We start from the raw sequence: 22,749 nt of genomic DNA on the forward strand, positions 1-22,749 counted from the left end.
GCCATCATTCCTCCTCCATAACAAACCAATTCTCAACAGATAAACCCTCAAAATCTTGAAAATCTGTTTAATTCCGGGTCACTAAAACCAACCCATTACAGAACGCAATACTGGCAATTTGCCCATCAACAAATGCAGGCGTTTTACCAATCTTGGAAAGTCTTGCTCGCTCCTCAGCGTGCCAACGAGCCGCATTGAGATTGTAGTCAAAAACAACCATTTTTGAGGGCAACTCAGCTAGATAATCTAACAAAAATGTTCGTTTTGCTGACTCAGGCGGCATTCGCAGCGTTCCGTAGAGCAACTCATGCACTACCACAGATGCCGTTGCCACCTTGCCCTCATACAAATCCATCTTGGCAACTACAGATTGGTTAGGAACCTTCTTGTTAACTTCAGAAATTACATTGGTATCTAGAAGAAATTGCGCTGTCATAGCTCAACCTCCCGCCCCGGACTACGGTCTCGCAAATCCGCGAAATCTTCATCCGTAAACTCAATCCCTTCTCGCTCTATCCGTTCTCGAAACCTTAAAGTCATTGCCCAAAACGTTTCCCCATTTGAGCTAGACTGAGTTGTTTTAGCTAATCTAAGTTGAAGCACATTAAACAGTGAAGTCTGCTCATCCACCGATAACTCATCCAGCGATTGAATAATTTCCTGTAACGTCATAATCCCCCCTCCAAATCAAACCCTACCTTAGCCAACTGAATTTTAATCTCCTTATCTAATTGTGCCGCCTCCCGCATCTGTGCCGCCAACTGGGAAGTTAACACTCCCATCTTTTCCTCAAAAGGAATACCATCATCCTCTTCTTCCGGAATGCCCACATAACGCCCCGGCGTTAACACAAAATTGTGCTTCTGGATATCCGCCAACGTCGCCGACTTACAAAACCCCTTAATATCTTTGTAATCCCCCCTGTTCCCCTCCCTTTGGGAGGGGCTAGGGGAGGGAGAGGGGCTAGGGGAGGGCTTCCGCTTCCAAGCCCGATACGTCCCGGCAATCTGCTCGATATCCTCATCGGCAAAAGCTCGATTGCGACGGTTGACCATATAGCCCAACTCCGACCCATCAATAAATAAAACCTCCTCCTGGCGATTGCGATTCTTATTGCCATTCTTATAACGACTGAGAAACCACAAACAAGCCGGAATCCCCGTGTTATAAAACAACTGCGTCGGCAACATCACAATACAGTCTACCAAATCCGCCTCCACCAAAGCTTGGCGAATCTCCCCCTCACCCCCCGTATTCGATGATAGCGACCCATTGGACAACACAAACCCCGCCGCCCCCGTAGGAGCCAAATGATACAAGAAATGCTGCACCCAGGCAAAGTTAGCATTACCCACCGGGGGTACACCATACTGCCAGCGCCCATCTTTTCGCAGCAATTCCCCGCCCCAATCGCTATCATTAAACGGCGGATTCGCAATCACAAAATCGGCTTTTAAATCCTTGTGAGCATCATTGAGAAACGACCCCTCCGGATTCCACTTAATATTAGAGCCATCAATCCCCCGAATCGCCAAATTCATGCGACAGAGTTTATAAGTGGTTTCGTTGCTTTCTTGTCCGTAGATGGAAATATCATCAATGCGTCCCCGGTGCGCCGCGATGAACTTTTCACTTTGAACAAACATTCCCCCCGACCCACAACAAGGGTCAAACACCCGCCCCTGATACGGCTCTAGCATTTCCACCAATACCCGCACTACGCTTTCTGGGGTGTAGAATTGTCCCCCTTTCTTGCCTTCTGCCAGGGCAAACTGCCCTAAAAAGTATTCGTACACTTGCCCCAATATATCCGCTTGTTGGAGCTTCTGGGCGTTTTGGTTTATATCAAGTTCTAGCTGTTCGCTACTTGCCTTAGTCTCCCCAATCAGTTTGGCACTGCCGATTAGGTCAATCAGTCCTCCTAAAGAGGCAGAATCAAGCTTTTGTTGACCGTAAACTTTAGGTAAAATCCCTTTTAACAGTTTGGGATTTTCCTGTTCTATGGCTTCCATCGCCTCATCAACTCGCTGACCAATATCGGGTAGTTTAGCTTGAGCTTGTAGGGTTGACTACCGCGCCTCTGGCGGCACAAAGAAAACGTTTTCTGCTTTATATTCATCCTTATCTTCGGGGTCTGCTCCTTCATATTCCCCTTTCCCCACAATGAGTTTTTGATGTAGGGCTTCAAAGGCATCAGAAATGTATTTGAGGAAAATTAACCCCAAAAGAATATGCTTGTATTCGGCAGCATCAATATTTTTGCGGAGTTTATCTGCCGACTTCCACAACTTCTGCTCTAGGGTTTCGCTGTTTTTGACCTTAGTTTCCGTCTTTTTCGACAATATCGTTATCTCCAGTCATCCGATTGAGCGGATTAAAGCTCACTTTTTTAAGGGTAAGCGATGGGCTGGGTCGCTGGCAATCTTTATAAGTAGGTGGGGACAATTAAAGTTAACGGTGGAGATTAGGGAACACCTCGGCTTCGCTCGGTGTGTAACAGGGAACAGTAAGGGGGAAATTGTGTAGGGGCGGGTTTCACTATTATCTTTTTGGTTACACCCAGATGTAACTAAACCCGCCCCGACTTTACATAAGACGAATGACGTAGCTTGCTTCTCAAGGGAGCGAGTATGACAAATGACAAATGACAAATGACGAATGACGAATGACATAAGACAATCAAACCGCTTGTTCCACGATTAAGCCACCATTCAAGAAAATTTTCGGTATATCCAGAATGCTCATCATTTTGTCAGCATAGACGGCTTCTCCTTGCAAATAGTCAGAATTCATGCTAGTTGTTTCAGGAGTCACGGCAATAATCTGAAGCGGATTCAGCAGAAACATCGATTCACGCACATTATCCACAATCACACCCGCCAAAATCTCCTCAACCTCCACAATCAGCGCTTTGGAACTTCGGGTTATCGCGGTTAAGGGCAATTTCAACACCGGGCGAATATCGACTAAGGTGACAATTTCGCCGCGCAGATTCATGTTTCCCACAATATGAGGGGGACAACAGGGAATCGGTGTCACCTGTTGGATATCGGTAAACTCCCGCACCATTCCTAAATCAATCCCGAATAACTGATGATTTAAGACAATAATCGTTAACGGTTTGACACTGGTTAAGTCTTGACTCTCGAAGGGAAGCTTGAGATTATTCGCTCGTTCTCGGAAAATGTCTCGTTCTTCGGGTGTCGCATTTGCCGCAAATACGGCTTGTTCGGCGGGAATGTCTGCACTCGATTGATTCCGGTTAAGTTCTTGGCTGAGATAGTTCTCTACTAATTTAAAGGTGTGGCTATCTATCGAGTTTAACCAATTTTCTGGATCACTTAAAATAACGATATCACCTGCATGGCGGGTGAGTCCACCAATGACGCCGTTTTCGCTAACGGTTTGATTCGGCTCAAGTTCAGTGGTAATTTCATCTGGGGCGATTGTCAGGACTTCACAAACCTGATTCACAATAATTCCAACTTTGGTTTTTTCTCGTCTTAGAACGATAATACTGTCGGTTAAACGGTAGTTGGATGATTGTAAGCCAAGACTCTGATTAAAATCGATAACGGGTATCATTTCTGCCCGCAAATTGACCACGCCAATCATTTCACGCGGCGCTTCGGGAATGGAGATTAATTCGGGGAGAGGAAAAACTTCCTCCACGTAAGCTGTACTGATACCATACAGCCGATCATTTAAACCAAAACTAAAATAGGAGTTGTCTGTCATGGGGAGTCTGGCTCGATAATGTTGTCTAAGGAGGATTGGAGTTGTTTAATCAGTTCAGATGGCGTCAAATTGCCTAATTTTTGTAGGGGAGTATTGGGCGGTAACTGTTTGAGCAGATTCAACGCCACATGCTGCATTTTAATCGTGTTTTTCTCTAAGTCATGTTCGAGTGTTTCCGGATTAAAGGCTAAGGTATACTCGTCTTCAGTATCCCAAGTCAACGGACTAGGGACATCGCCTAAAGGGGTATAGACTAAACTCTCAGTTTGACGTTGATACACCAAGGATTCGGGAAAAATATTGGTTTTAAACTGCTTTAAAAGTTGACCATACAGTTCAGAATGCCCGGTAATTAGATAGCCTAAAGGCTGGAGGGCGTGGTAAAACTTATCCAAGGCTTGGGCAATGGCGGAAGATTCAAAGTAGATAAAGACATTTCGACAAATAATTAAATCAAACGCCTGTAAATCTAAGTGAGCTTGAGGGAAAGGATCTTTGACTAAGTTGACCTGTTGCCATTTGACTAATGATTTAACTTTGTCATCAATGTGGTAGTGATTATCAATACGTTTAAAATACTCGTGTTTGATTTTGGGATCAATACTTCTTAATGACCAAGCCCGATAAATTCCTTTTTTGGCTTTGTCTAGCGCCTCTTGATTAATATCGATGCCAAAAACAACTAAATTCCAGCTATCAATATCCGGAATCAGTTCATTCAGCATAATCGCCAGGGAATAGGGTTCCTCTCCGGTTGAACATCCCGCACTACAAAGCCGCAGGGTTTTATCGACCTGATGACGCTGAATCAGTTCGGGTAATATTTTAGTTTTGAGCAATTTACATTGTTCTTTATCCCGAAAAAAGTAACTTTCCAGATTCGTCAGCAAGACAACCAATTTTTTCCACTCTTGCTTGGCTTCTCTGGTTTGACAATTGAGCAGCAGATAATAATCTTCCGGAAAGGTTAGTTTAATTGCTTTCATTCGGGCGAATAGTTTGTCCGTTAAGCTGGCTTGATCGCGTTCTCGAATCACCAAACCCGTATGTTGAGCAATTAAGCGAATAAAGGCTTGTTTTATTTTAGGACTTAACTCATTGGGTTTTGACACATTTATTACCTAATCGGTTTACTGTAGAATCGACTGTTTTTGTAAAAGTTCTAGCAACATTGGCGCGATCGCGTCCACAGGTAAGACTTCTCTAGCGCCCCCTAGTTCAATGGCTTCTTTGGGCATTCCGAAGATGATTGAGGTGGCTTCATCCTGAGCAATCGTCAAACCACCCGCTTGGGTAACGGTTAGCATTCCTTTGGCACCGTCTCTGCCCATTCCGGTTAATAATATGGCGGTTGTTTTCTTACCATAAACTTTGGCGACAGACTCAAATGTGACCGTTGCTGATGGGCAATGTCCGTCGAAAGGTACGGTATCTGAACAAACAAAATTACCCTGCTTATCTAATTTTAGCTGATGTTGTTCTGGAGGAAAATAGATGATTCCGGGTTGCGGTCTCTTTCCCGACTCGGCAATTTTAATCGGCAATTTACAGGTGGAAGATAACCAATCGATTAAGCCCTGTAAAAATCCATTACAAATGTGTTGCACACAAAGGATTGGAACCGAAAAATTAGCGGGAAGTTGGGAAAAAATTTCCTGCAACGCTGGAGGTCCGCCCGTTGATGTGCCAATGGTAATTATTTTAGGCTTCGGGTATGATTTGGTGGGAGCCGTGGTCAGATTGTTCAGATTAACGGCTTGGTGTTGCAGCGAATATCTGCGTTTTCGCTTGAAAACTCTAACCCCAGAAATGACACTAATTTTATTAACTAATTCTCGTTTAAACTGTTGGTTTTCTGTGGTTAAGCCAGCTAGCGGTTTGGGACAAATCTCGACGGCACCCGCTTCGAGGACATCAAAGATATGATGGGTATCTTCCTGTTGGACTGATACACTCAAGACCAAGATGGGTATGGGATTATGACTCATGACTTCAGTGGTTAATTCCAACCCATCCATCTGTGGCATGTGTAAGTCTGTACAAATCACATCGGGTTTAACTTGATGTATTAGGCTCAATGCTTCTAAACCATTTTGCGCTTCTCCGACAACCTCAAATTGAGGGAATTCATTGATAATTCGTCTGAGAATGACTAGGGATATTTTGGAGTCTTCAACTAATAGAACTTTAATCGTCATTTTTTATTAGTCATTGGTCATTGGTCTTATGTCATTTGCTGAAAATGACTTGCACTTTAATCGGGGCGGGTTTAATGACATCAGGGTGAAAACCTTCCTATTAGCGGTAAAACCCGCCCCTACACACTCTCCCTCTGCTCCCAGACGTGCCATGGCACGTCTCTACATTGCTCCCCTTCTGTCTTAAATTAAACCAATCGGCTGATGGTTTCTAATAGAAACGCTTGGTTGAACTTACCTTTAATAATGTAAGCATCTGCCCCCGCTTCTGCACCCCGTTGTTGATCAGCTTCTGAATCCAAGGTGGTAACCAAAATAATTGGTAAGTCTTGATATTCGGAATGCTGGCGAATCGTGGCGGTTAGAGATAACCCGTCTAAATGAGGCATTTCCACATCAGAAACTACGGCATCAAAATGACGGCTTTTGAGTTTGGTATAGCCATCTAATCCATCAACCGCAATTACCACTTCATACCCCGCCCCTTCTAAAAGTCGCCGTTCTTGCGTCCGCACTGGGAGAGAATCTTCGACTAAGAGAATTGTCGGTTTCGTTTGTAGAACCGTATTGGCTTTAACCGAAACTGTTGCGGGATTTTGTTGTTGTCCCGACTTAACTAAATCCGCCGGATTGAGAATCATACAAACGTCCCCAGTGGGGAGAATCGTTGCACCCAAAATATTTTTGACCCGCTTTAATAACGTACTTTGAGGTTTGAGGGGGATTTCTTGGGTATCCAAAAGTCGATCGACTAAAAATCCCGAAACTTCATCACCAACCTTGAGTAAAATACACGATCGCAAGTCAGATAGCGGTATTTCTTTTTTGGCGATCAGGGCGTAGGCGGGGGAGTTCGAGAGTTCCAAGACATTGACAAGATTGGCGACGGGAACCCTTTGACCTTGCCAGTTTAACGTCTCTCGCCCATCAATGGTTTCTATTTCATCGGGGGAAAGGAGTAAACTGGTTTGGACGAATTCAATCGGAATGGCTTGAACAATTCCCTGAACCTCGACAAATAAGGCATTAACGGTGGCTAAGGTGGTGCGAAGTTGGATGCGGAATTTACTTCCTTGATTGGGAGTTGATTCAATCGCGATCGCGCCTTTGAGTCGTTCAATGTTTGTTCTTACTACATCTAAGCCAATCCCGCGACCCGAAATTTCGGTAATAAAGCTGCGGGTGGAGAATCCTGGGGCAAAAATTAGGTCATAAATTTGACTGGGATTCATCCTCTCTAGTTCATCGGGTTGGTAAAGCTTCCGTTTAATTGCCGTTTGCTTAATTTGGTCGATATCCAGTCCTCGCCCATCATCAGCGACTTCAATGATAATCGTATTCCCAATTAAACTACCCCGCAGCCAAATTTTTGCCACTGGCGGTTTACCTAATTTTTCCCGTTCTGCGGGTGTCTCAATCCCATGATCGATCGCGTTCCGAATCAGATGGGTTAAAGAATCTTTAATATCTTCTAGAATAGTTTTATCCGCCGTCGTATCTCCCCCTTCAATGATTAACTCCACCTGTTTCGACTGTTTGCGGGCTAAATCCCGCACCATACGCGGAAACAACTGGAAGATAGTAGACAGAGGTAATTGACGTAGGGTTTGAATTCTCTCCCGTAAATCCTCTGCAATTAAATCCAGGTTAGAGGTATTTTCCTGAGTGGCGGTGCGTAAGGCGGTAATCTTTTCATCTAAGCGTTCTTGGAATGGGTTAACCTCTGTAGCTGTCGCCTCACCGGATTGACGATAAAAGGCTTTCCAGTCTTGCCAAAGTGTCACCAGTTCCTCAATTTCTGACGCGGCGTAAGCGATGCGAAGTTTCGTCACATTTAATTCTTCCGCTTGCGCCATTAATGCATCTAAATCACGAGTGGGAACCCGAATTGTATCAATTCGGTAAGTGTCACTCAGGGCTGGGGTTTTGGGTACTGGCGCTGGCGGTTGGGCGGGAGTCGGTACTGTCTCCGGTAAGGTGGGAAGAGACACTTCCAGTAATTGGTTCAGAACCGCCGTAGTATTCACACCCTGATATTGACCCGTCACCGCTTCCTGTACCAGCTTACCCATCGCATCCAATCCTCGATACAAGCGATCGCTAATATCTGGGGTTAAGATAGTAGGCTGGAGTTTAATCCCGCCTAAAATCTCTTCAACGTGGTGGATTAAGGCTTCCACGGGTTCGACGCCGACGCTTCTGGAGTCGCCTTTTAAACTATGGGCTTCGCGCAGTAACTCATCTAAGATAGTTGAGTCATCGGGCTGCTTTTCTAATTGCAGTAATCCCGCTTCTAGCTTCTGTAAGCGTTCAAGGCTGGCGAGTTTATAAACATCCCGCATTTCCTCATCGTCAATAAACGTGGCGCTGAGGGGAGGTTGAGAGGGTGAAGATGGGACATTGGGTAACCCGACAATCGTTACCGAATCCGGACGAGAGACGGGATTGGATGATAATGGCGTGGGAGTTTTGGAGACAGGTATCACCGGGGGAGATTGGGCTGATGCTTCAATCGCTTCGATTAATTGGTTCAGCACTTGCGCCGTATCCACACCCTGCAGTTGACCCGTTACCGCTTCATCGACTAAGCCACGAATGGCTTCTAATGCATCATAGAGGCTTTCACTGACTTTGACCGTAAAACCAAGTTGTCGATGTTTGATGCGATCAAAGACTTCTTCGATATGATGGACAAGGGTTTCCACTGATTCGACGCCAACGCTACGAGAATCGCCTTTGAGACTATGGGCTTCCCGCAATAATTGATCTAATGTTGCTGTATCATCGGGATATTTTTCTAAATGCAGTAACCCGGCTTCTAAAATCTGCAACCGTTCGCTACTGGCGAGTTGATACACCTCTCGTAATTCATCATCATCGATATAGCTTTCGGCGAGTTGGGGTGTGGGAGACGGTTGAGGCGAGGTGGGTTGGGTTCCGTTATCGATTGTCGGTTCCAGGTTATCCGTAAAACCCGCCCCGACAAGCCCGGGTTCGGCTTGAATTGGCGATGCTACAGCCGACTGTTGGCAATTTTCCAGCACCAGCATAAATTGTTCTAGTACCTCAGTGGTATCCACCGCACTGGGTTGACCGGTTATCGCTTCTTGGACTAATTTGCTAATTGCCTCTACTCCTTGATGTAAGGTTTGGTTAACATCTGGGGTAAACGCTGTGGGTTGAGATTTAAGGTTCTCGATAATTTCTTCTAGAGGATGAGCCAGAATTTCCACCGATTCCACGCCAACGCTGCGAGAATCGCCTTTAAGACTATGAACTTCCCGGCGTAACTCCTCCCAGATAGCATCGTTGTCTGGATTTTGGGCTAAATCATTTAACCCCGTTTCCAGGCTGTGCAATCGTTCACCACTGGTAAGTTGATACACCTCTCGTAATTCATCATCATCGATATAGCTTTCGGCGAGTTGGGGTGTGGGAGACGGTTGAGGCGGGGCGGGTTTGGTTCCGTTAGGGGTTGTCGGCTCAAGGTTATCGGTAAAACCCGCCCCTACAAGCCCTGGTTCCTCTTGAACGGGAGACGCAACCGTCGATGATTGGCAATTTTCCAGCACTAGCATAAATTGTTCTAGTACCTCAGTGGTATCCACCGCACTGGGTTGACCGGTAACGGCTTCCTGGACTAATTGACTAATTGCCTCTACTCCTTGATGTAAGGTTTGGCTAACCTCTGGGGTAAACCTAGTGGGTTGGGATTTGCAGCTTTCGATAATTTCCTCTAGGGGATGAGCCAAAATTTCCACGGTTTCCACGCCAACGCTACGAGAATCGCCCTTAATACTATGGGCTTCTCGGCGCAACTGTTCCCAGATAGCTTCATCGTCTGGATTTTCTGTCAAATGACGCAACCCAGCTTCTAGGCTTTGTAACCGTTCACGACTAGCCAGTTGATAAACGTCTCGGAGTTCATCATCGTCGATATAGCTTTCGGCTAATTCAGATGATTCAGCGCTCATATCCTCTCTCTCTAGAGGTTCTGGTGGAATGTCTCTACCTGCGGCGTTTTCTGCTGATTCACTAGCGAGTTGTTGAAATTGATCCAGTATTTCAGCTAAATTGACGCCACTTGGTTTACCTGTTATTGCTTCAGCAATTAAAAGACGAATTACATCTAATCCATGATCAAGACATTGACTCACTGACGGCGAAAAAACCAGCTTTTGGCGTTTAATCCGTCCCAGAGTCCATTCCATGCGATCGGCAAGGGTTTCTACAGCTTTAACCCCTAGGCTTTTGGAGTCTCCTTTTAAGCTGTGAACATCTCGCAGCAACTGTTCTAAGGTTGTTTCATTCTCTGGATTTTTTTGTAGATGGTGCAAACCGACAGTAAGTTTCTCTAGACGTTCTTCACCCGCCGTTTTATACAACGTTCGCAATTCTTCATCGTCTATGATCATGATTCGTCATTCGTCTTATGTCATTTGTCATTTGTCATTTGTCATTCGTCTTATGTCATTCTTCATTTGTCATTAGTTATTTGCTCCCTCTGCTTCCAGACGTTCCACCGGAACATCTCTACAAGCTCCCTAGACGCGCCATGGCGCGTCTCTACATCAACTCGGCACAGTTAAACCATCTCTTGCAATTCCAGAGAGGTTTCGTTCAGTTGCTGAGTCCCGATCTTGGTTTGATTGATACCTGTGGCGGTTTCTTTTGCCCCCTTATTAATGGTTTCCATCGCTTCCACGACTTGCTGAATCGCATCGACTTGCTGTTTTAAGTTCAGGGAGATTTGTTGGTTATTTAACACCACTTTGTCCACCGCATCGGCTACCCCGGTGAACGCTTCATTAGTTTTTTGGGCAATTTGAACACCGGATGCCACGGTTTTTGTCCCTTCATCTGTCACCATTACCGTTGAGTTTATCGCGCTTTGAATTTCGGAAACCAGAAGACCAATTTTGTCAGCCGATTGTTGACTTTGATCGGCTAATTTGCGAATTTCATTGGCAACTACTGAGAAGCCTTTGCCATGTTCTCCCGCACGCACCGCTTCTACGGAGGAATTAAGCGCTAACATGTTGGTTTTGTTGGCTAATTCAGACACCAACTGGGAAATACTACCAATTTGATTTGCCTGTTCAGAAAGACGAACAATCTGTTGTGCGATCGCGCCGACTTTATTCTCCAGGGTGTACATCCCTTCCAGGGTTTCACCTACCGCTTGGGTTCCTCCCTGAGTCAGTTCCAACGCTTTCTGGGCGGCGGATACAGCAGCCTTGGCTTGTTCGGCGGATTGTCGGGAGGAGGCTTCTAACTCATCCATGGTGGTAGTCGTTTCATTCACTGAAGCCGCTTGCTGACTCGCCACCCGTTCTTGTTCTTCTAAGGTGGAGAAAATCTCTTGGCTAGCGGTGGAGATACGAGTCACAATTTGTTTAACTAAATTCGCCAGTTGGCTTGTCCGGAAAACGCCCACGGGTAGCACGGCGGCGAGGGAGACTAAAATAATCAGCGTCGCTACCACTTTAAACGCCGTCACAGACGCAAAAATTGTGCTTTTGGGAACGGTACGGATAGCCACCAAAAAACCCGGTTGATTGGGATCTGGATCAACTTGAGCGTAGCTGATTAGATCATTGCTTCCTGTACCAATTAATCCCTGTTCACCTTGCAGAATTTGCTCAACAATTTGGTCAGAATAATCCTTCGCCAAGGTTTCATCATTGCCCAGATCAAATCCCCATTCTTTCTCATCGTTGGGATGGGAGAGATAGTAGCCATCGGCATTAATCAGTAAGGCTGTTTCGCCCTTGCTTAAATTGGCATCTTCGATATATCGGAGAAATTTGTTGGCAAAAACATTGGCAATCACAATTCCCTGTTTTTCCCCGGCTGCATCAGCCACAGGTGTGGCGTAGCGAATCACGGGTTTAAACGGGGTTTCGATTTCTCCGCGTTCTTGGTTCAAGTTAACCGGGGAGACATAAACCTCACCTGGCTCCAGTTTCATCGCTTCAACAAAATAGTCGCGATCGCCTTTATTTTGCAACTCGGATTTGGGAATAACTGTCGTCGTTGTCCCATCGGAATCAATCCTGACCATTTCCTGACCATTTTCGTCAAGAAACCGAAGCTGCATATATTGAGACTTCGCCTGCATTAGACTCTCAAAAATGGTCTGGGCTTGGTCTACCCAAACATCAGTCGATTGATTGCCTTCGGAAGCCGTTTCTGAGCGAATAATCCCTTGAATAGCGGGAATTTTGCTCAGGAATAAGACATCCTCATTAATCCCCTCTAAGACAGCATCAATATTTTCGGCATCATCAGCAACCCTGTCCTCCAGTTTGGTTTCCGAGACTTCGGATAAGGCAGTCGAGGACGAAAATATCCCATAAATTCCGACAATTGAGACGGGAATAAGGCTGCTTAAAAATAGCAGCAATAAGATTTGATTCTGAAGTTTTTTCTGGTTCGATAAATTTTTGAGAAATTTTGCCCACATGGCTGGTTACCTATCACTCTAGATTCCGTTGAACAAATCCATCTCCCTTGGAGGAGATGGGAGGCGAAAAAATACAGTCCATTCATTTCTTTCCTTGGAAACCTCCCTAGTCCTCTGTTTTGCCAGATTAGGGGGGATGGAGTTTCACCCGTCTTAGCACAGGGATAAATTGGTTACGTCTTTACCGATAAATTCACTCAGGGCATTTTTTTCCTAAAGGATAAGCCAAACGTATGCGGCAAAATCGTAAGTCTGTCAAGGTGTAGGTCATCGCAGGATACTTGCTGTTTAGTTCAGTTGAATCCAAATTTGCTCATAATCATAGATAACCCTGGTTTAGCCAATCTGTAGGACGAGAGCTTATCATCGTTTTTGGCTGAATTGAGAATCGAAAGTCAGCCTGTTCAAAAATGCTGGGTTTGAGCAAGGTTTAAGCCAAATAACCTGACGAGGTACTGGCTTTGATTGACATAGATTCTAGAGGAGCGTTTAACCCAGACGACTAGAGACACCCAGTTTTTTTATCCGATCAGACCATTGTCTACATCATTCCTATGCTATTGCACTGGATTGAGTTTCGGCAACAAGTTTATCAATTGTTTATAATTTATGAATAAAAAATAAAACCCATTATTTAAGTTAGTATATTTTACGTTAACAGGATTAAAAAATTAGGTTTAGCCGAATAAGTCTCTATGTAAAATTGCGACTTATCCAGCAAAAGCTTAGAAACTTGTCATACAAAGCAACATACGCTTGTAATACATTTAGTGACAATGTATTACGATAAATAGCATCAATACAAAAGCAGGTTCGTAGTAGAGGCTTTAGCCCCTGATTTTATAGGTTTTCCGGGCGTGGGGTTAATTTATCTTGCTTAGGTGTGCCACGCCATTACTGGACTGATACAGCTACAATGATGGATTAGATCTTACCATTGAATCGGGCGCAAGTCTTTGCGCCCCTACAGTTTCCGGGCGTAATTCTAATTCATCAAATTAGCTGTGCCACGCTACTTACCCTTGTGAGGGGATGGAGAGGGGCTGGGGGTGAGGGCTGTAGCTTAGCTTAAGTTGACCTTTGAAAACGGCACACTCAGACTACTTGTTTGAGTTAGCCGCCGATGGGCTTTGGCGAAAACTGATAATTAACAAACAGATAATCCCTAGATTAATAAAAACATCAGCAAAATTAAACACCGGAAAAGGCGCGAGTTGAATATGACGAAAATCGACTAATATAGGGAACTTGACGATTGGAAATTCCAGAAAATCAACCACACAGGTTAACTCTTTTCCATTAACGATACAATCATTAAAAAAGCGGTCAATTCCATTCCCCAATGCACCACCTAAAATAAAGCCGTAGCCTAACTGCTCAATCGGTTTCAGCCGGGAACCAAACCATGCCAACCCCATTAACCCCAGACTCACCGCTAGAGATAGCCAGCGCAGCCAAACGCCGCCCTGACTAAATAGACTAAATGCTGCCCCAGTATTGAGTACATACCTTAAGTGAAAAATATCAGGAATCAGAGGCAAACTTTCGTATAAGGCAAAATTTTGTACCACTAAATATTTAGTCAGTTGATCCACAATTACACTAATTGCGGCAATTACCCAGAAGTAGCGATTTTTTTGAAAAGGCATCAGTAGGAAGACAGTATGAAAGTTAACGGTGAATATCGTCATTTGTCATTTGTCATTTGTCATTTGTTAGGATTTGAGTAATATTTCCCTAAGTTAACATAGTTAAGTGTATTTTCACCAACCTACAAACAACCCCTGAATGATGAAATCCTTGTAATCCAAGAATCATTAGAAAAGAAGCATCAGACTTTAATACCCCTGTTGCCACTTTAACAACAATTGAGTGCATCTCACCTCCAACTCCTATACAACCCATGCTCTCAGCGGATAAGCCTATGCAAAAACTCCAGGGACAGCTATCCTCAACCCCTCAACCGACAATTTTTATCATTGCAGACATCAGCGGCTATACTCGGTTCATGCTCTCGAATCGCGAGGCACTTCTTCATAGCCAAATCATTATCAGTGAGTTGATGCGCTCGATCTTAAAGGAGGCAAAAATCCCGATAGAGATTGCCAAGCTAGAGGGAGATGCTGTGTTTATGTATTGTCTCAAGCAAGGCGATCGCGTGGGGACAGACAGCAGCGAACCCATCGGTATTCAAGAGTTAGGACCCAAACTGTTAACGTTTATGGCGGCGTTCATGGCGAAACTGAAAGAACTGCATCGCCGAAATACCTGTGATTGTCCCGCCTGTAGCAATCTAGACATCCTTCGACTCAAGATTGTGGTTCATAGTGGGGAGGCTCTATTCTATCAGCTTGACCGTTTTGAGGAGTTGTCGAGTCTTGATGTGATTATCGTCCATCGCCTGCTGAAAAATTCGGTCATGGCTCGTCAGTATATCCTCCTCACCACGGCTGCGGCTCAAGATCTGAAATTTCCAGAGACAATTCAGTTCCAAAGGGGTGTAGAACAGTATGATGACCTGGGTTCCGTTGAAACTTGGGTTTATGAGTTGCCCGATCAGCCCTTGAGCCATGAGTCATCTCATCCCAATCACCACTCGCACTCCACCCTCCCGTTAGAACCCTGGATGAATCCGACAAGCGTGGTGGTTCAGACTCTCAACCAATGGCAATACTCAATCTGGATGATGTGGCGATCGCTGTTTTTAAGCCTAGGTTTACAGCGTTTTAGCCGTCTGTCACACCTGACTCCAGCTCAGAATTGGTCACAGTCAGGGCGCTCAATTTGGATGCTTGCCATGTCCGCATTGCGTTGGGGGATTAGCGCTGCGTTGTTGTTGGGAGGCGTTCAGTTAGCATTTCCGGCTGACCCCCAAGCCTTGGTGCAACGTTATATTGACCCAGAAACTGGCTTCATTTCAGCATTTTTTGCCGATCAAATTGTTAATCGGTTGGGAATTTCGATCAGTCGTTTTCTCCAGATTCAAGGGGGGTTAGAGATAGTGATGGCAGGGATGAACCTCTTTTGGGGTGTCCACACACCGATGCTGGGACTGATGATGGGGTTTATGTTTTGGTCGTTTACGATCGCTAACCCTGTGGTGGGGGCGATCAGTCTCAGTCGAGATATTGCCCTAGCCGGATTCTGTTTGGCAATCGCCCTCACCGGTCCGGCTGCTTGGGATAGTCAGGGGAATTTTCAACGTCGAGATACGGTGCTGCTGTTACTGCGGCTGAGTCTGAGCTATACACTCATCGTGTCGGCTTTGTTCACCGAAGGGGTGATGGCAAACCCATTAAATCGAACATTACCTATAAGCCTTGTGCTGGGCTTGGGTGTTGCCTTAGGGTTTGGTTTTTTCACCCGGATGGCTGGGGTTATCGTCGCGGTTTGGTTATTGGTTATTGTCGCATTGAGTGTCGTAGAGGTAGGTAATTTGTATTGGGGTTTAGAAGCTCTCAAGCGGGAGATTACCCTCATGGTAGGAGCCGCCGTCTTTGGAGTATTAGGACGCGATCGCTGGGCTTGGCCCAAGTCTCGTTCTAAGTAGGTGAACACAAAAAAGTTAAATGACAAATGACTAATGATTAATGATTAATAAAATAATAAATGCCGCAAGGTATATGCCACAACTGTAACCGCACAAGCAATGGCTAACTGTCCAGGTAACGGATAAATGGAGTATTTCAACATGGCATCTATGAGTGATAAATCATCCCTACTAGTCATGTTTAAAATAAGATGAAAAATCGTTAAATAGCCTATCCCGTAAATATGAATGGTGAATAAACCACATAAACAACTAAGCCCTAGGGATTCTAATCGCAAAGGCAGACGAAACGCCAAAAAACCACAAACCCAGGCTCCCGCTATAAATCCTAATAAATACCCAAACATGGGTTTTATTACATAGTCTAAACCCCCGCCTTGGTCAAAGATCGGTAAAATTAAGCCTAAAACCACATAAGCAATTTGAGACAGGACACCTGCATTTTTTCCACCTAAACACCCAACAAGTAGAACCGCCCCAATCTGACAGGTAACGCCTAAGGAAATGGGCTGAATTCCTTGGCTTGACCAATCCCAGGGCGGATTTGTCACGAAGGCTTCTAAAAAGGTGCCACCGATAGTCAGTAATAAGCCAATTAAAGCCCAAACGAGTTCATGGGGAGCAGACACTTTTACGCGAATCGTCCTTAACTCCCCCTCTATACTTGCTGGGATTGATGCTCTCCGGGAAGCGGTGCTTCGCCTCCGGTTAAGCCTAATGACTCTAACATGGCATGATCGTGTTCTGGCGGCTGTCCTAAAGTGGTTAGGTAATGACCAATTAACATGGCATTAATCCCGGCTTTCAATCCCAGGGCTTGGAGTTCGCCCATCACCGCTTCTCGTCCGCCAGCATAGCGAATAATTTGTTCGGGTAAAATCAGCCGGAAAATCGCGATCGCCTTTAGTGCTTCATCCGGATCAAGTTTCGTCTGTTCTCCCAAGGGCGTTCCTTTACGGGGATTCAGCAAGTTCAGGGGGACAGATTCCACCTCTAATTCCCGCAAGGCTAGGGCTAAATCCACCCGATCCTCCCAGGTTTCCCCCATTCCCAAAATACCACCCGTACAAGCTTGAATTCCGGCGGCTTTCAGGTGCTTAATCGTCTCAACGCGATCGCGCCAACGGTGAGTGGTGACGATTTCCGGGAAAAAGTTCTCCGATGCCTCTAAGTTATGGTTATAGCGGGTGACTCCGGCTTCCTTGAGTGCCTGTGCCTGTTCCGGTGTCACTTCGCCTAAGGCGCAGCAGGGCTTAATATTGGTTTCGCTAATAATCCGCTGAACGGTTTCCAGAATTTGCTCAAATTCTGTGGATTTGGGGGACTGATATTTAGGTCCACGCCCTTGACTTACTAGACAAAAACGCTTTGCCCCTGCTGCATCGGCGGCTTTGGCTTGTGCCAGTATTTCCTCCGGGGATTTGAGTCCGTAAATAGGGGAATCTTTCCCTGGATGATGGGCAGATTGGGCGCAAAAGCCACAGTTTTCTGAGCAGCTACCCGATTTGATGTTCACAATGCTGCATAAATCCACGGTGTTACCGCAGCAGGCTTGGCGCACTTGATCGGCGGCTTCACACAGGAGCAAAATATTATCCTGTCCTTCTATCTGCGCCAGTGTCAGCGCTTCCTCTCGATTGATGCGATCGCCAGATATAATTCGTTGGGCGAGAGCGTTGAGCCAGTCTCGCACTGAGGTTGGTACGGAGGCTGGGGAATTCGCCGCATCCGGATGGAGTGAATTGTCAGACTGTCGTAATGGCGTTTGAACCACGCTTTGACCCTCGCTTTGCACATCGACGGCTTGGTCGTGATGTCACAACCGATAGAACCGCAACTTAACACTATACCTTATAGTCGGCATTCTGCACCAGCTTAGGGTGACGCTATGGATGTTTATGCACAAGACAATAAACAGGAAACTCAGATAATTTTTCTATCGGCTGGCGACTTGATTCATTTGGCATAATTAAACGAGTATATTATCCAATATTTATCGAGAAAAATATTCAATAATTTCCTTCACTTAAGAAACTTCCACAACTAACGGGAAATAATGATACCTTTATCTATCTGCCGAGTTGAGAATAAAGTTTTGGCAACTCCGTGACATTTAATTGGAATTTGTTAACCTTCTCTTTACGAATGAGGGGTATCCTGCAAGAGACTATACGGTAGTGTAACTGTCTTTGAGGCTTAGTCAAATGGTGTTCCGTCTCGCTTTCATCAATCCAGCTCGTTTAGTTCGCTCAGTTTCCGTTCTAGTTCTGGCAGTTAGCCTAGCGGCATGCGGAGGGGAGCAAGAGGCTGACATGACAGATGGAGAAACTGACATGGGTGGGGGTGATGACAAACTCGCCCTCGCTGAATCTGTAGCGCTAACAGGTGCTGGTGCATCGTTCCCCGCCCCGATTTATCAGCGTTGGTTCCAAGACATCAGTAGTCAATATCCGATGCTCCGGGTCAACTATCAATCTGTCGGTAGTGGCGCTGGCGTTGAACAGTTTACTCAAGGTACGGTAGACTTCGGGGCTAGCGATGTGGCAATGAAGGACGAAGAAATCGAGCAAGTCGATAGAGGCGTTCTCATGCTGCCGATAACGGCTGGCAGTATCGTACTGGCATACAACCTGGGAGGAGTAGAAGAATTGAAACTGCCACGGGATGTGTACGTGGATATTCTTCTGGGCAACATTACCAACTGGAATGATCCGGCAATTGCGGCGGCAAATGAGGGTGTAGAGTTGCCCGATCAGTCGATTACCGTGATTCACCGTTCCGATGGTAGTGGTACTACAGGCGTCTTTACCAAACACCTGAGTGCGATTAGTCCGGAGTGGGAAGAACAAGTTGGGGAAGGCAAAACCGTCGAGTGGCCCACCGGGGTTGGCGCAAAGGGAAATGAAGGGGTTACGGCTCAGATTCAACAAACCGATGGTGCGATCGGCTATGTCGAATACGGCTACGCCAAGCAGAATGACCTCAACTTTGCTGCCTTGGAAAACCAATCCGGGAATTTTGTCACGCCCAGTGATGAATCGGCATCCAAGACGTTAGAAGCCGTTACTTTACCGGAAAATCTGCGGGCATTTATTTCTGATCCCGAAGGTGAGGAATCCTATCCCATTGTTACTTATACGTGGCTTTTGGCTTACCAAGAGTATGATGATCCGGAGACGGCTAAATCCTTGGAAGCCACGATTGAATATGCGTTGACAGAAGGTCAAGAAATTGCGCCGGAGTTAGGCTATGTGGCACTACCGCAAAATGTGCGGGAAAAAGTGGCAGAGGCGGCAGATGTGATTAGCCCTGACTATGACATTGAGGTTAGTGAATAGCTTCACACAAACTGAGAAAGTTGGAGGTTAATTCAAAATTATTCCACTCGGTTAGGGCGGGTTTAGTTCCATCGGGGTCAATAAGCAACGATAACAGCGAAACCCGCCCCGACAGAAGACTTGACCCTACCTTCCTCAGATAAGCTGTTCGGTAGCCAAACTTTAATGTTAATAATGGCTTCTATCCTTAGTAGTGCGAGCCTCTTGCTCGCTACTAATACCCAATTTAAACGCATGACAGCTTACTACGTTTGATCGGTTCACTGGTATCCTTAAATTCTTAACGTCGGTTCACGTTCATTAATTATGACCACACAAGCTGAGTCCACTTCAGCAGTACTCCCCGAACGGTCTAAGGTAGAAAAAACCCTAGATAGGGGGTTTGTTTGGCTGGCTCGCATCTTGGCGCTGTCAGTCGCGGGAATTTTAATCTTCATCGCGATCACAGTAGGCATAGAAGCCTTACCCGCGATACGGGAATTTGGTCTGAATTTTCTGGTCAACAGCGCTTGGAATCCCGTTGAAGAAGAATATGGGGCGCTACCCATGATCTACGGGACGCTGGTGAGTTCCGCGATCGCGCTGCTGTTTGCTGTACCTCTAGGAATTGGCACCGCCCTCTTTTTGAGCGAAGACTTTCTCCCCCAATCCGTGCGGACGACGCTGGTGTTTATGGTGGAATTGTTAGCGGCGATTCCCAGTGTGGTGTATGGGCTATGGGGCATTTATGTGTTGGTGCCAATCCTGTTACCCCTTGAGCAGTGGCTAAATAACACCTTCGGCTGGATTCCTTTGTTTGGTACAGAACCAACACGAGTAGGTATGTTTCCGGCTGGGATTATTTTAACGATTATGATTTTGCCAATTATCACGGCAATTTCTCGCGATTCCTTAGCTTCCCTCCCTCCAGATTTGCGACAAGCGTCTCTAGGGTTAGGGGCTACCCGCTGGCAAACTATTTTTCGGGTTCTGATTCCAGCAGCATTTTCAGGCATTGTTGGTGGCATAATGTTAGGGCTAGGTCGAGCCATGGGAGAAACTATGGCAGTAACCTTGCTGATTGGTAATGCTAATCAACTTAATTTTTCTCTACTCGCCCCAGCCAATACAATTGCTTCCCTATTGGCTAACCAATTTGCCGAAGCCTCCGGTTTACAGGTGGCGGCGTTAATGTATGCCGGGTTTGTGCTATTTGTCTTAACCCTAATCGTGAACATCCTGGCAGAGCTGATTGTGCGCCAAGTTAAGAAGTTTTAAGTTAATTCAAAACTCAAAAAATTTTATGTCAGAGGATTTTCAAGATACACAACCTGAAGACTTTCCAACTCACAGTTTTACCCGTTCATACACGAGTGGGCGATCGATATTTGGTATCGTGATGACCATCCTAGCCGGAGCTTGCCTGGTTATTGCCCTAATCCCGTTATTTGCGGTGATTATCTATGTGATCATTAAAGGATTTAACCGCCTGAACTGGAACTTATTTACAGAATTGCCACCTGCTGCGGGTTTATCGGGTGGCGGCGTTGGCAATGCAATTGTCGGCACATTAATTGTGGTTGGAATTGGAGCGCTGATTAGTGTTCCCATTGGTGTTTTGGCAGCCGTTTATCTATCTGAATTTAGTTCGGGTCCAATTGCTCGCTGGATTCGCTTTGCCACTAATGTCCTCAGTGGTGTCCCTTCAATTATTGCCGGGATATTTGCTTATGGGATTATTGTGCTAGGACCAGGATTCATCCCCTGTGCAGGTAGCTTTTCCGCATTGGCGGGAGGCGTAGCCCTGGCGGTACTGATGCTACCCATTATTATCAGAACCACGGATGAAGCCCTGCAAATCGTGCCTCAAGATGTACGCTGGGCGTCTGTGGGTGTGGGAGCGTCGGAATATCAAACGGTATTGAGAGTGGTTCTTCCCGCCGCTTTACCCGCGATCCTAACGGGAACCACCTTGGCGGTTGCTCGCGCTGCTGGCGAAACCGCCCCCCTGATTTTCACGGCTCTATTCACCTTCTTTTGGCCCTCAGGAATATGTGACCCGACTCCCTCCCTAGCCGTATTAGTTTACAATTTTGCCACCTCGCCTTTTTCGGATCAGCAAGAATTAGCCTGGGCAGCTTCTTTAATCCTGGTGGCTTTGGTCTTGTTAACCAGTGTAATTTCTCGCTGGGCAACCCGGAAAAGCATTTACTGAATTATGAGTTATGAATTACCCAATCAACCTACCTATATAGAATGGGAGATGAAGGTTCAAAGTCTAAATCTTCAAATCCAGTTATCGTAACAGCAAGTAATCTCAAAATTAAGGTGAATTATCATGAAATCTAATCAAAAAGTTGCCAGTCCGAATCAAGGCAATGAACAATCAACGGAAACGGTTTTACGAACGGAAGACCTAGATATATACTATGGCAAATTTTTAGCGGTGAAAGGGGTGTCTATGGATATTCCCAAAAACCGTATTACCGCTTTTATCGGTCCTTCGGGTTGTGGTAAAAGTACATTGATTCGTTGCTTTAACCGTCTTAATGATTTAATTGATTCATTTCACATTGAGGGTAAGGTTTACTATCGCCAGAAAGACCTTTATGACAAAAAGGTTGATCCGGTAGAAGTCCGACGGCGGATTGGTATGGTGTTCCAAAAGCCCAACCCATTTCCCAAAACAATTTATGACAATATTGCCTACGGTGCTAGGGTAAATAACTATAAAGGGAATCTAGATGAATTGGTGGAAAACTCCCTACGCGCTGCCGCCTTATGGGATGAGGTCAAAGATAAGCTGAAAACCAACGGGATGTCCCTATCTGGAGGACAACAGCAGCGGTTGTGTATTGCCCGTGCGATCGCGATTAACCCGGATGTGGTATTAATGGACGAACCTTGTGCGTCTCTTGACCCGATTTCCACCCTCAAGGTTGAAGACTTAATGCACGAACTGAAACAAAAATACAGTATTGTGATTGTGACTCACAATATGCAGCAAGCCACACGGGTTGCTGATATGACCGCCTTCTTCAATGCCAGAGCCACAGAAAAGGGGGGGAAACAGGGGTATTTAGTTGAGTACGACGAAACCGAAAATATCTTCCAAAATCCCAAGGAGGAAGCCACGAAAGACTATGTAAGCGGACGTTTCGGCTAAGTTTTATCGTCCCCAACAAACCCTTGCTTCATCCCACGGATATACAGTTCCAGATGGGATTGAATCCATTGGGCAGTTTCAGGATACCCTAATTCAATGGCTGTTTGTTCAGCCGCCAACCAACTATACAAAGCCGTTTTATTGACAGCTTGAATGGCTTCTAATCCTTGCATCACCGGATGGGGGACAGGAATGGGGGCAGTTGCTTCCTTGAGAAAATCAATCCCGGCTGGCAAAACAAGCTGATTATTTTCAACCCGAATCACTCCCTGATCCGTGGGATCTTCGCCTTGCCAGTTAACTTCACCCTGCAA

17 protein-coding genes and 1 pseudogene are annotated in these 22,749 nt (G+C 45.7%); 6 read left to right on the top strand and 12 right to left on the bottom strand.

The features are described from left to right. Positions 1–67: 67 nt before the first annotated feature. From RIG66_RS01505 to cheB, 6 genes and pseudogenes are all read right to left on the bottom strand, one after another. Positions 68–436, bottom strand: a complete 369-nt coding sequence (locus RIG66_RS01505) for a PIN domain-containing protein (RefSeq protein WP_446374534.1) — start codon at positions 434–436, stop codon at positions 68–70. After that, entirely contained in the window at positions 433–672 is a 240-nt protein-coding gene (locus tag RIG66_RS01510; protein ID WP_446374536.1) for a hypothetical protein, read from the bottom strand. Before RIG66_RS01510 ends, RIG66_RS01505 begins: the two co-directional genes overlap by 4 nt. Further along, positions 669–2,345, bottom strand: a pseudogene (locus RIG66_RS01515) (class I SAM-dependent DNA methyltransferase). Before RIG66_RS01515 ends, RIG66_RS01510 begins: the two are co-directional and overlap by 4 nt. 334 nt (positions 2,346–2,679) lie before the next feature. Next, a complete protein-coding gene (locus tag RIG66_RS01520) occupies positions 2,680–3,738 on the bottom strand; it encodes a chemotaxis protein CheW (protein WP_446374538.1) in 1,059 nt (352 codons plus the stop codon). After that, positions 3,735–4,850 carry a CheR family methyltransferase gene (locus RIG66_RS01525; RefSeq protein WP_446374540.1) on the bottom strand — a complete coding sequence of 372 codons (1,116 nt, stop codon included), beginning with the start codon at positions 4,848–4,850 and terminating at the stop codon, positions 3,735–3,737. The genes RIG66_RS01520 and RIG66_RS01525 overlap by 4 nt, the downstream gene beginning before the upstream one ends. Before the next feature lie 18 nt (positions 4,851–4,868). Then, complete coding sequence (gene cheB, locus RIG66_RS01530) at positions 4,869–5,936, bottom strand: chemotaxis-specific protein-glutamate methyltransferase CheB (RefSeq protein WP_446374542.1); 1,068 nt, start codon at positions 5,934–5,936, stop codon at positions 4,869–4,871. A gap of 28 nt (positions 5,937–5,964) precedes the next feature. Between cheB and RIG66_RS01535 the strand changes: the two genes are divergently transcribed. After that, positions 5,965–6,123: a hypothetical protein gene (locus RIG66_RS01535; protein WP_446374544.1), complete on the top strand. Its 159-nt coding sequence runs from the start codon at positions 5,965–5,967 to the stop codon at positions 6,121–6,123. A 1-nt stretch (position 6,124) separates the two neighbouring features. On the opposite strand, the gene RIG66_RS01540 is transcribed toward RIG66_RS01535, so the two are convergent. The 3 genes from RIG66_RS01540 to lspA form a co-directional block, all read right to left on the bottom strand. Continuing rightward, on the bottom strand, positions 6,125–10,351 hold the full coding sequence (locus RIG66_RS01540) for an Hpt domain-containing protein (protein ID WP_446374546.1): 4,227 nt from the start codon (positions 10,349–10,351) through the stop codon (positions 6,125–6,127). 170 nt (positions 10,352–10,521) lie between these two features. Continuing rightward, positions 10,522–12,402, bottom strand: coding sequence for a methyl-accepting chemotaxis protein (locus RIG66_RS01545; protein WP_446374548.1), 1,881 nt, complete (start codon positions 12,400–12,402; stop codon positions 10,522–10,524). 1,100 nt (positions 12,403–13,502) lie between these two features. Continuing rightward, the gene (gene lspA, locus RIG66_RS01550; protein WP_446374578.1) at positions 13,503–14,051 is read right to left on the bottom strand and encodes a signal peptidase II; all 549 of its coding nucleotides are present in this window, start codon (positions 14,049–14,051) and stop codon (positions 13,503–13,505) included. A 275-nt stretch (positions 14,052–14,326) separates the two neighbouring features. Here lspA and RIG66_RS01555 point away from each other — a divergent pair, with 275 nt between their 5' ends. Further along, positions 14,327–15,952, top strand: a complete 1,626-nt coding sequence (locus RIG66_RS01555; protein ID WP_446374550.1) for a DUF2652 domain-containing protein — start codon at positions 14,327–14,329, stop codon at positions 15,950–15,952. Positions 15,953–15,996: 44 nt separating this feature from the next. Here the strand turns inward: RIG66_RS01555 and RIG66_RS01560 are convergent, their stop codons facing one another. Both RIG66_RS01560 and bioB read right to left on the bottom strand, forming a co-directional pair. Then, positions 15,997–16,581 (bottom strand): biotin transporter BioY, encoded by a 585-nt coding sequence (locus RIG66_RS01560; RefSeq protein ID WP_446374552.1) that lies wholly within the window; start codon positions 16,579–16,581, stop codon positions 15,997–15,999. A gap of 29 nt (positions 16,582–16,610) precedes the next feature. Next, a complete protein-coding gene (bioB, locus tag RIG66_RS01565; protein ID WP_446374554.1) occupies positions 16,611–17,747 on the bottom strand; it encodes a biotin synthase BioB in 1,137 nt (378 codons plus the stop codon). A gap of 409 nt (positions 17,748–18,156) precedes the next feature. Here bioB and pstS point away from each other — a divergent pair, with 409 nt between their 5' ends. From pstS to pstB, 4 genes are all read left to right on the top strand, one after another. Continuing rightward, positions 18,157–19,290, top strand: coding sequence for a phosphate ABC transporter substrate-binding protein PstS (gene pstS, locus RIG66_RS01570; RefSeq protein ID WP_446374556.1), 1,134 nt, complete (start codon positions 18,157–18,159; stop codon positions 19,288–19,290). Between the two features lie 306 nt (positions 19,291–19,596). Next, positions 19,597–20,547, top strand: a complete 951-nt coding sequence (gene pstC / locus RIG66_RS01575; protein ID WP_446374558.1) for a phosphate ABC transporter permease subunit PstC — start codon at positions 19,597–19,599, stop codon at positions 20,545–20,547. Between the two features lie 25 nt (positions 20,548–20,572). Further along, complete coding sequence (gene pstA / locus RIG66_RS01580; protein WP_446374560.1) at positions 20,573–21,484, top strand: phosphate ABC transporter permease PstA; 912 nt, start codon at positions 20,573–20,575, stop codon at positions 21,482–21,484. Between the two features lie 123 nt (positions 21,485–21,607). Continuing rightward, complete coding sequence (gene pstB, locus RIG66_RS01585) at positions 21,608–22,435, top strand: phosphate ABC transporter ATP-binding protein PstB (protein WP_446374562.1); 828 nt, start codon at positions 21,608–21,610, stop codon at positions 22,433–22,435. Here the strand turns inward: pstB and RIG66_RS01590 are convergent. Next, positions 22,432–22,749, bottom strand: a complete 318-nt coding sequence (locus RIG66_RS01590) for a hypothetical protein (protein WP_446374564.1) — start codon at positions 22,747–22,749, stop codon at positions 22,432–22,434. The two genes, pstB and RIG66_RS01590, sit on opposite strands and share 4 nt — an antisense overlap.

The sequence above is a fragment of the Coleofasciculus sp. E2-BRE-01 genome (assembly GCF_040221695.1).
GTDB lineage: Bacteria > Cyanobacteriota > Cyanobacteriia > Cyanobacteriales > Coleofasciculaceae > Coleofasciculus.

Bases quoted from the DNA above. Each gene is read 5' to 3' on its own strand.
- RIG66_RS01540 (WP_446374546.1), bottom strand. From the start codon at position 10,351: ATGATCATAGACGATGAAGAATTGCGAACGTTGTATAAAACGGCGGGT.
- RIG66_RS01545 (WP_446374548.1), bottom strand. From the start codon at position 12,402: ATGTGGGCAAAATTTCTCAAAAATTTATCGAACCAGAAAAAACTTCAG.
- pstB (WP_446374562.1), top strand. From the start codon at position 21,608: ATGAAATCTAATCAAAAAGTTGCCAGTCCGAATCAAGGCAATGAACAA.
- pstS (WP_446374556.1), top strand. From the start codon at position 18,157: ATGGTGTTCCGTCTCGCTTTCATCAATCCAGCTCGTTTAGTTCGCTCA.
- RIG66_RS01505 (WP_446374534.1), bottom strand. From the start codon at position 436: ATGACAGCGCAATTTCTTCTAGATACCAATGTAATTTCTGAAGTTAAC.
- RIG66_RS01535 (WP_446374544.1), top strand. From the start codon at position 5,965: ATGTCATTTGCTGAAAATGACTTGCACTTTAATCGGGGCGGGTTTAAT.
- lspA (WP_446374578.1), bottom strand. From the start codon at position 14,051: ATGCCTTTTCAAAAAAATCGCTACTTCTGGGTAATTGCCGCAATTAGT.
- pstC (WP_446374558.1), top strand. From the start codon at position 19,597: ATGACCACACAAGCTGAGTCCACTTCAGCAGTACTCCCCGAACGGTCT.
- RIG66_RS01555 (WP_446374550.1), top strand. From the start codon at position 14,327: ATGCAAAAACTCCAGGGACAGCTATCCTCAACCCCTCAACCGACAATT.
- RIG66_RS01510 (WP_446374536.1), bottom strand. From the start codon at position 672: ATGACGTTACAGGAAATTATTCAATCGCTGGATGAGTTATCGGTGGAT.
- pstA (WP_446374560.1), top strand. From the start codon at position 20,573: ATGTCAGAGGATTTTCAAGATACACAACCTGAAGACTTTCCAACTCAC.
- RIG66_RS01520 (WP_446374538.1), bottom strand. From the start codon at position 3,738: ATGACAGACAACTCCTATTTTAGTTTTGGTTTAAATGATCGGCTGTAT.
- cheB (WP_446374542.1), bottom strand. From the start codon at position 5,936: ATGACGATTAAAGTTCTATTAGTTGAAGACTCCAAAATATCCCTAGTC.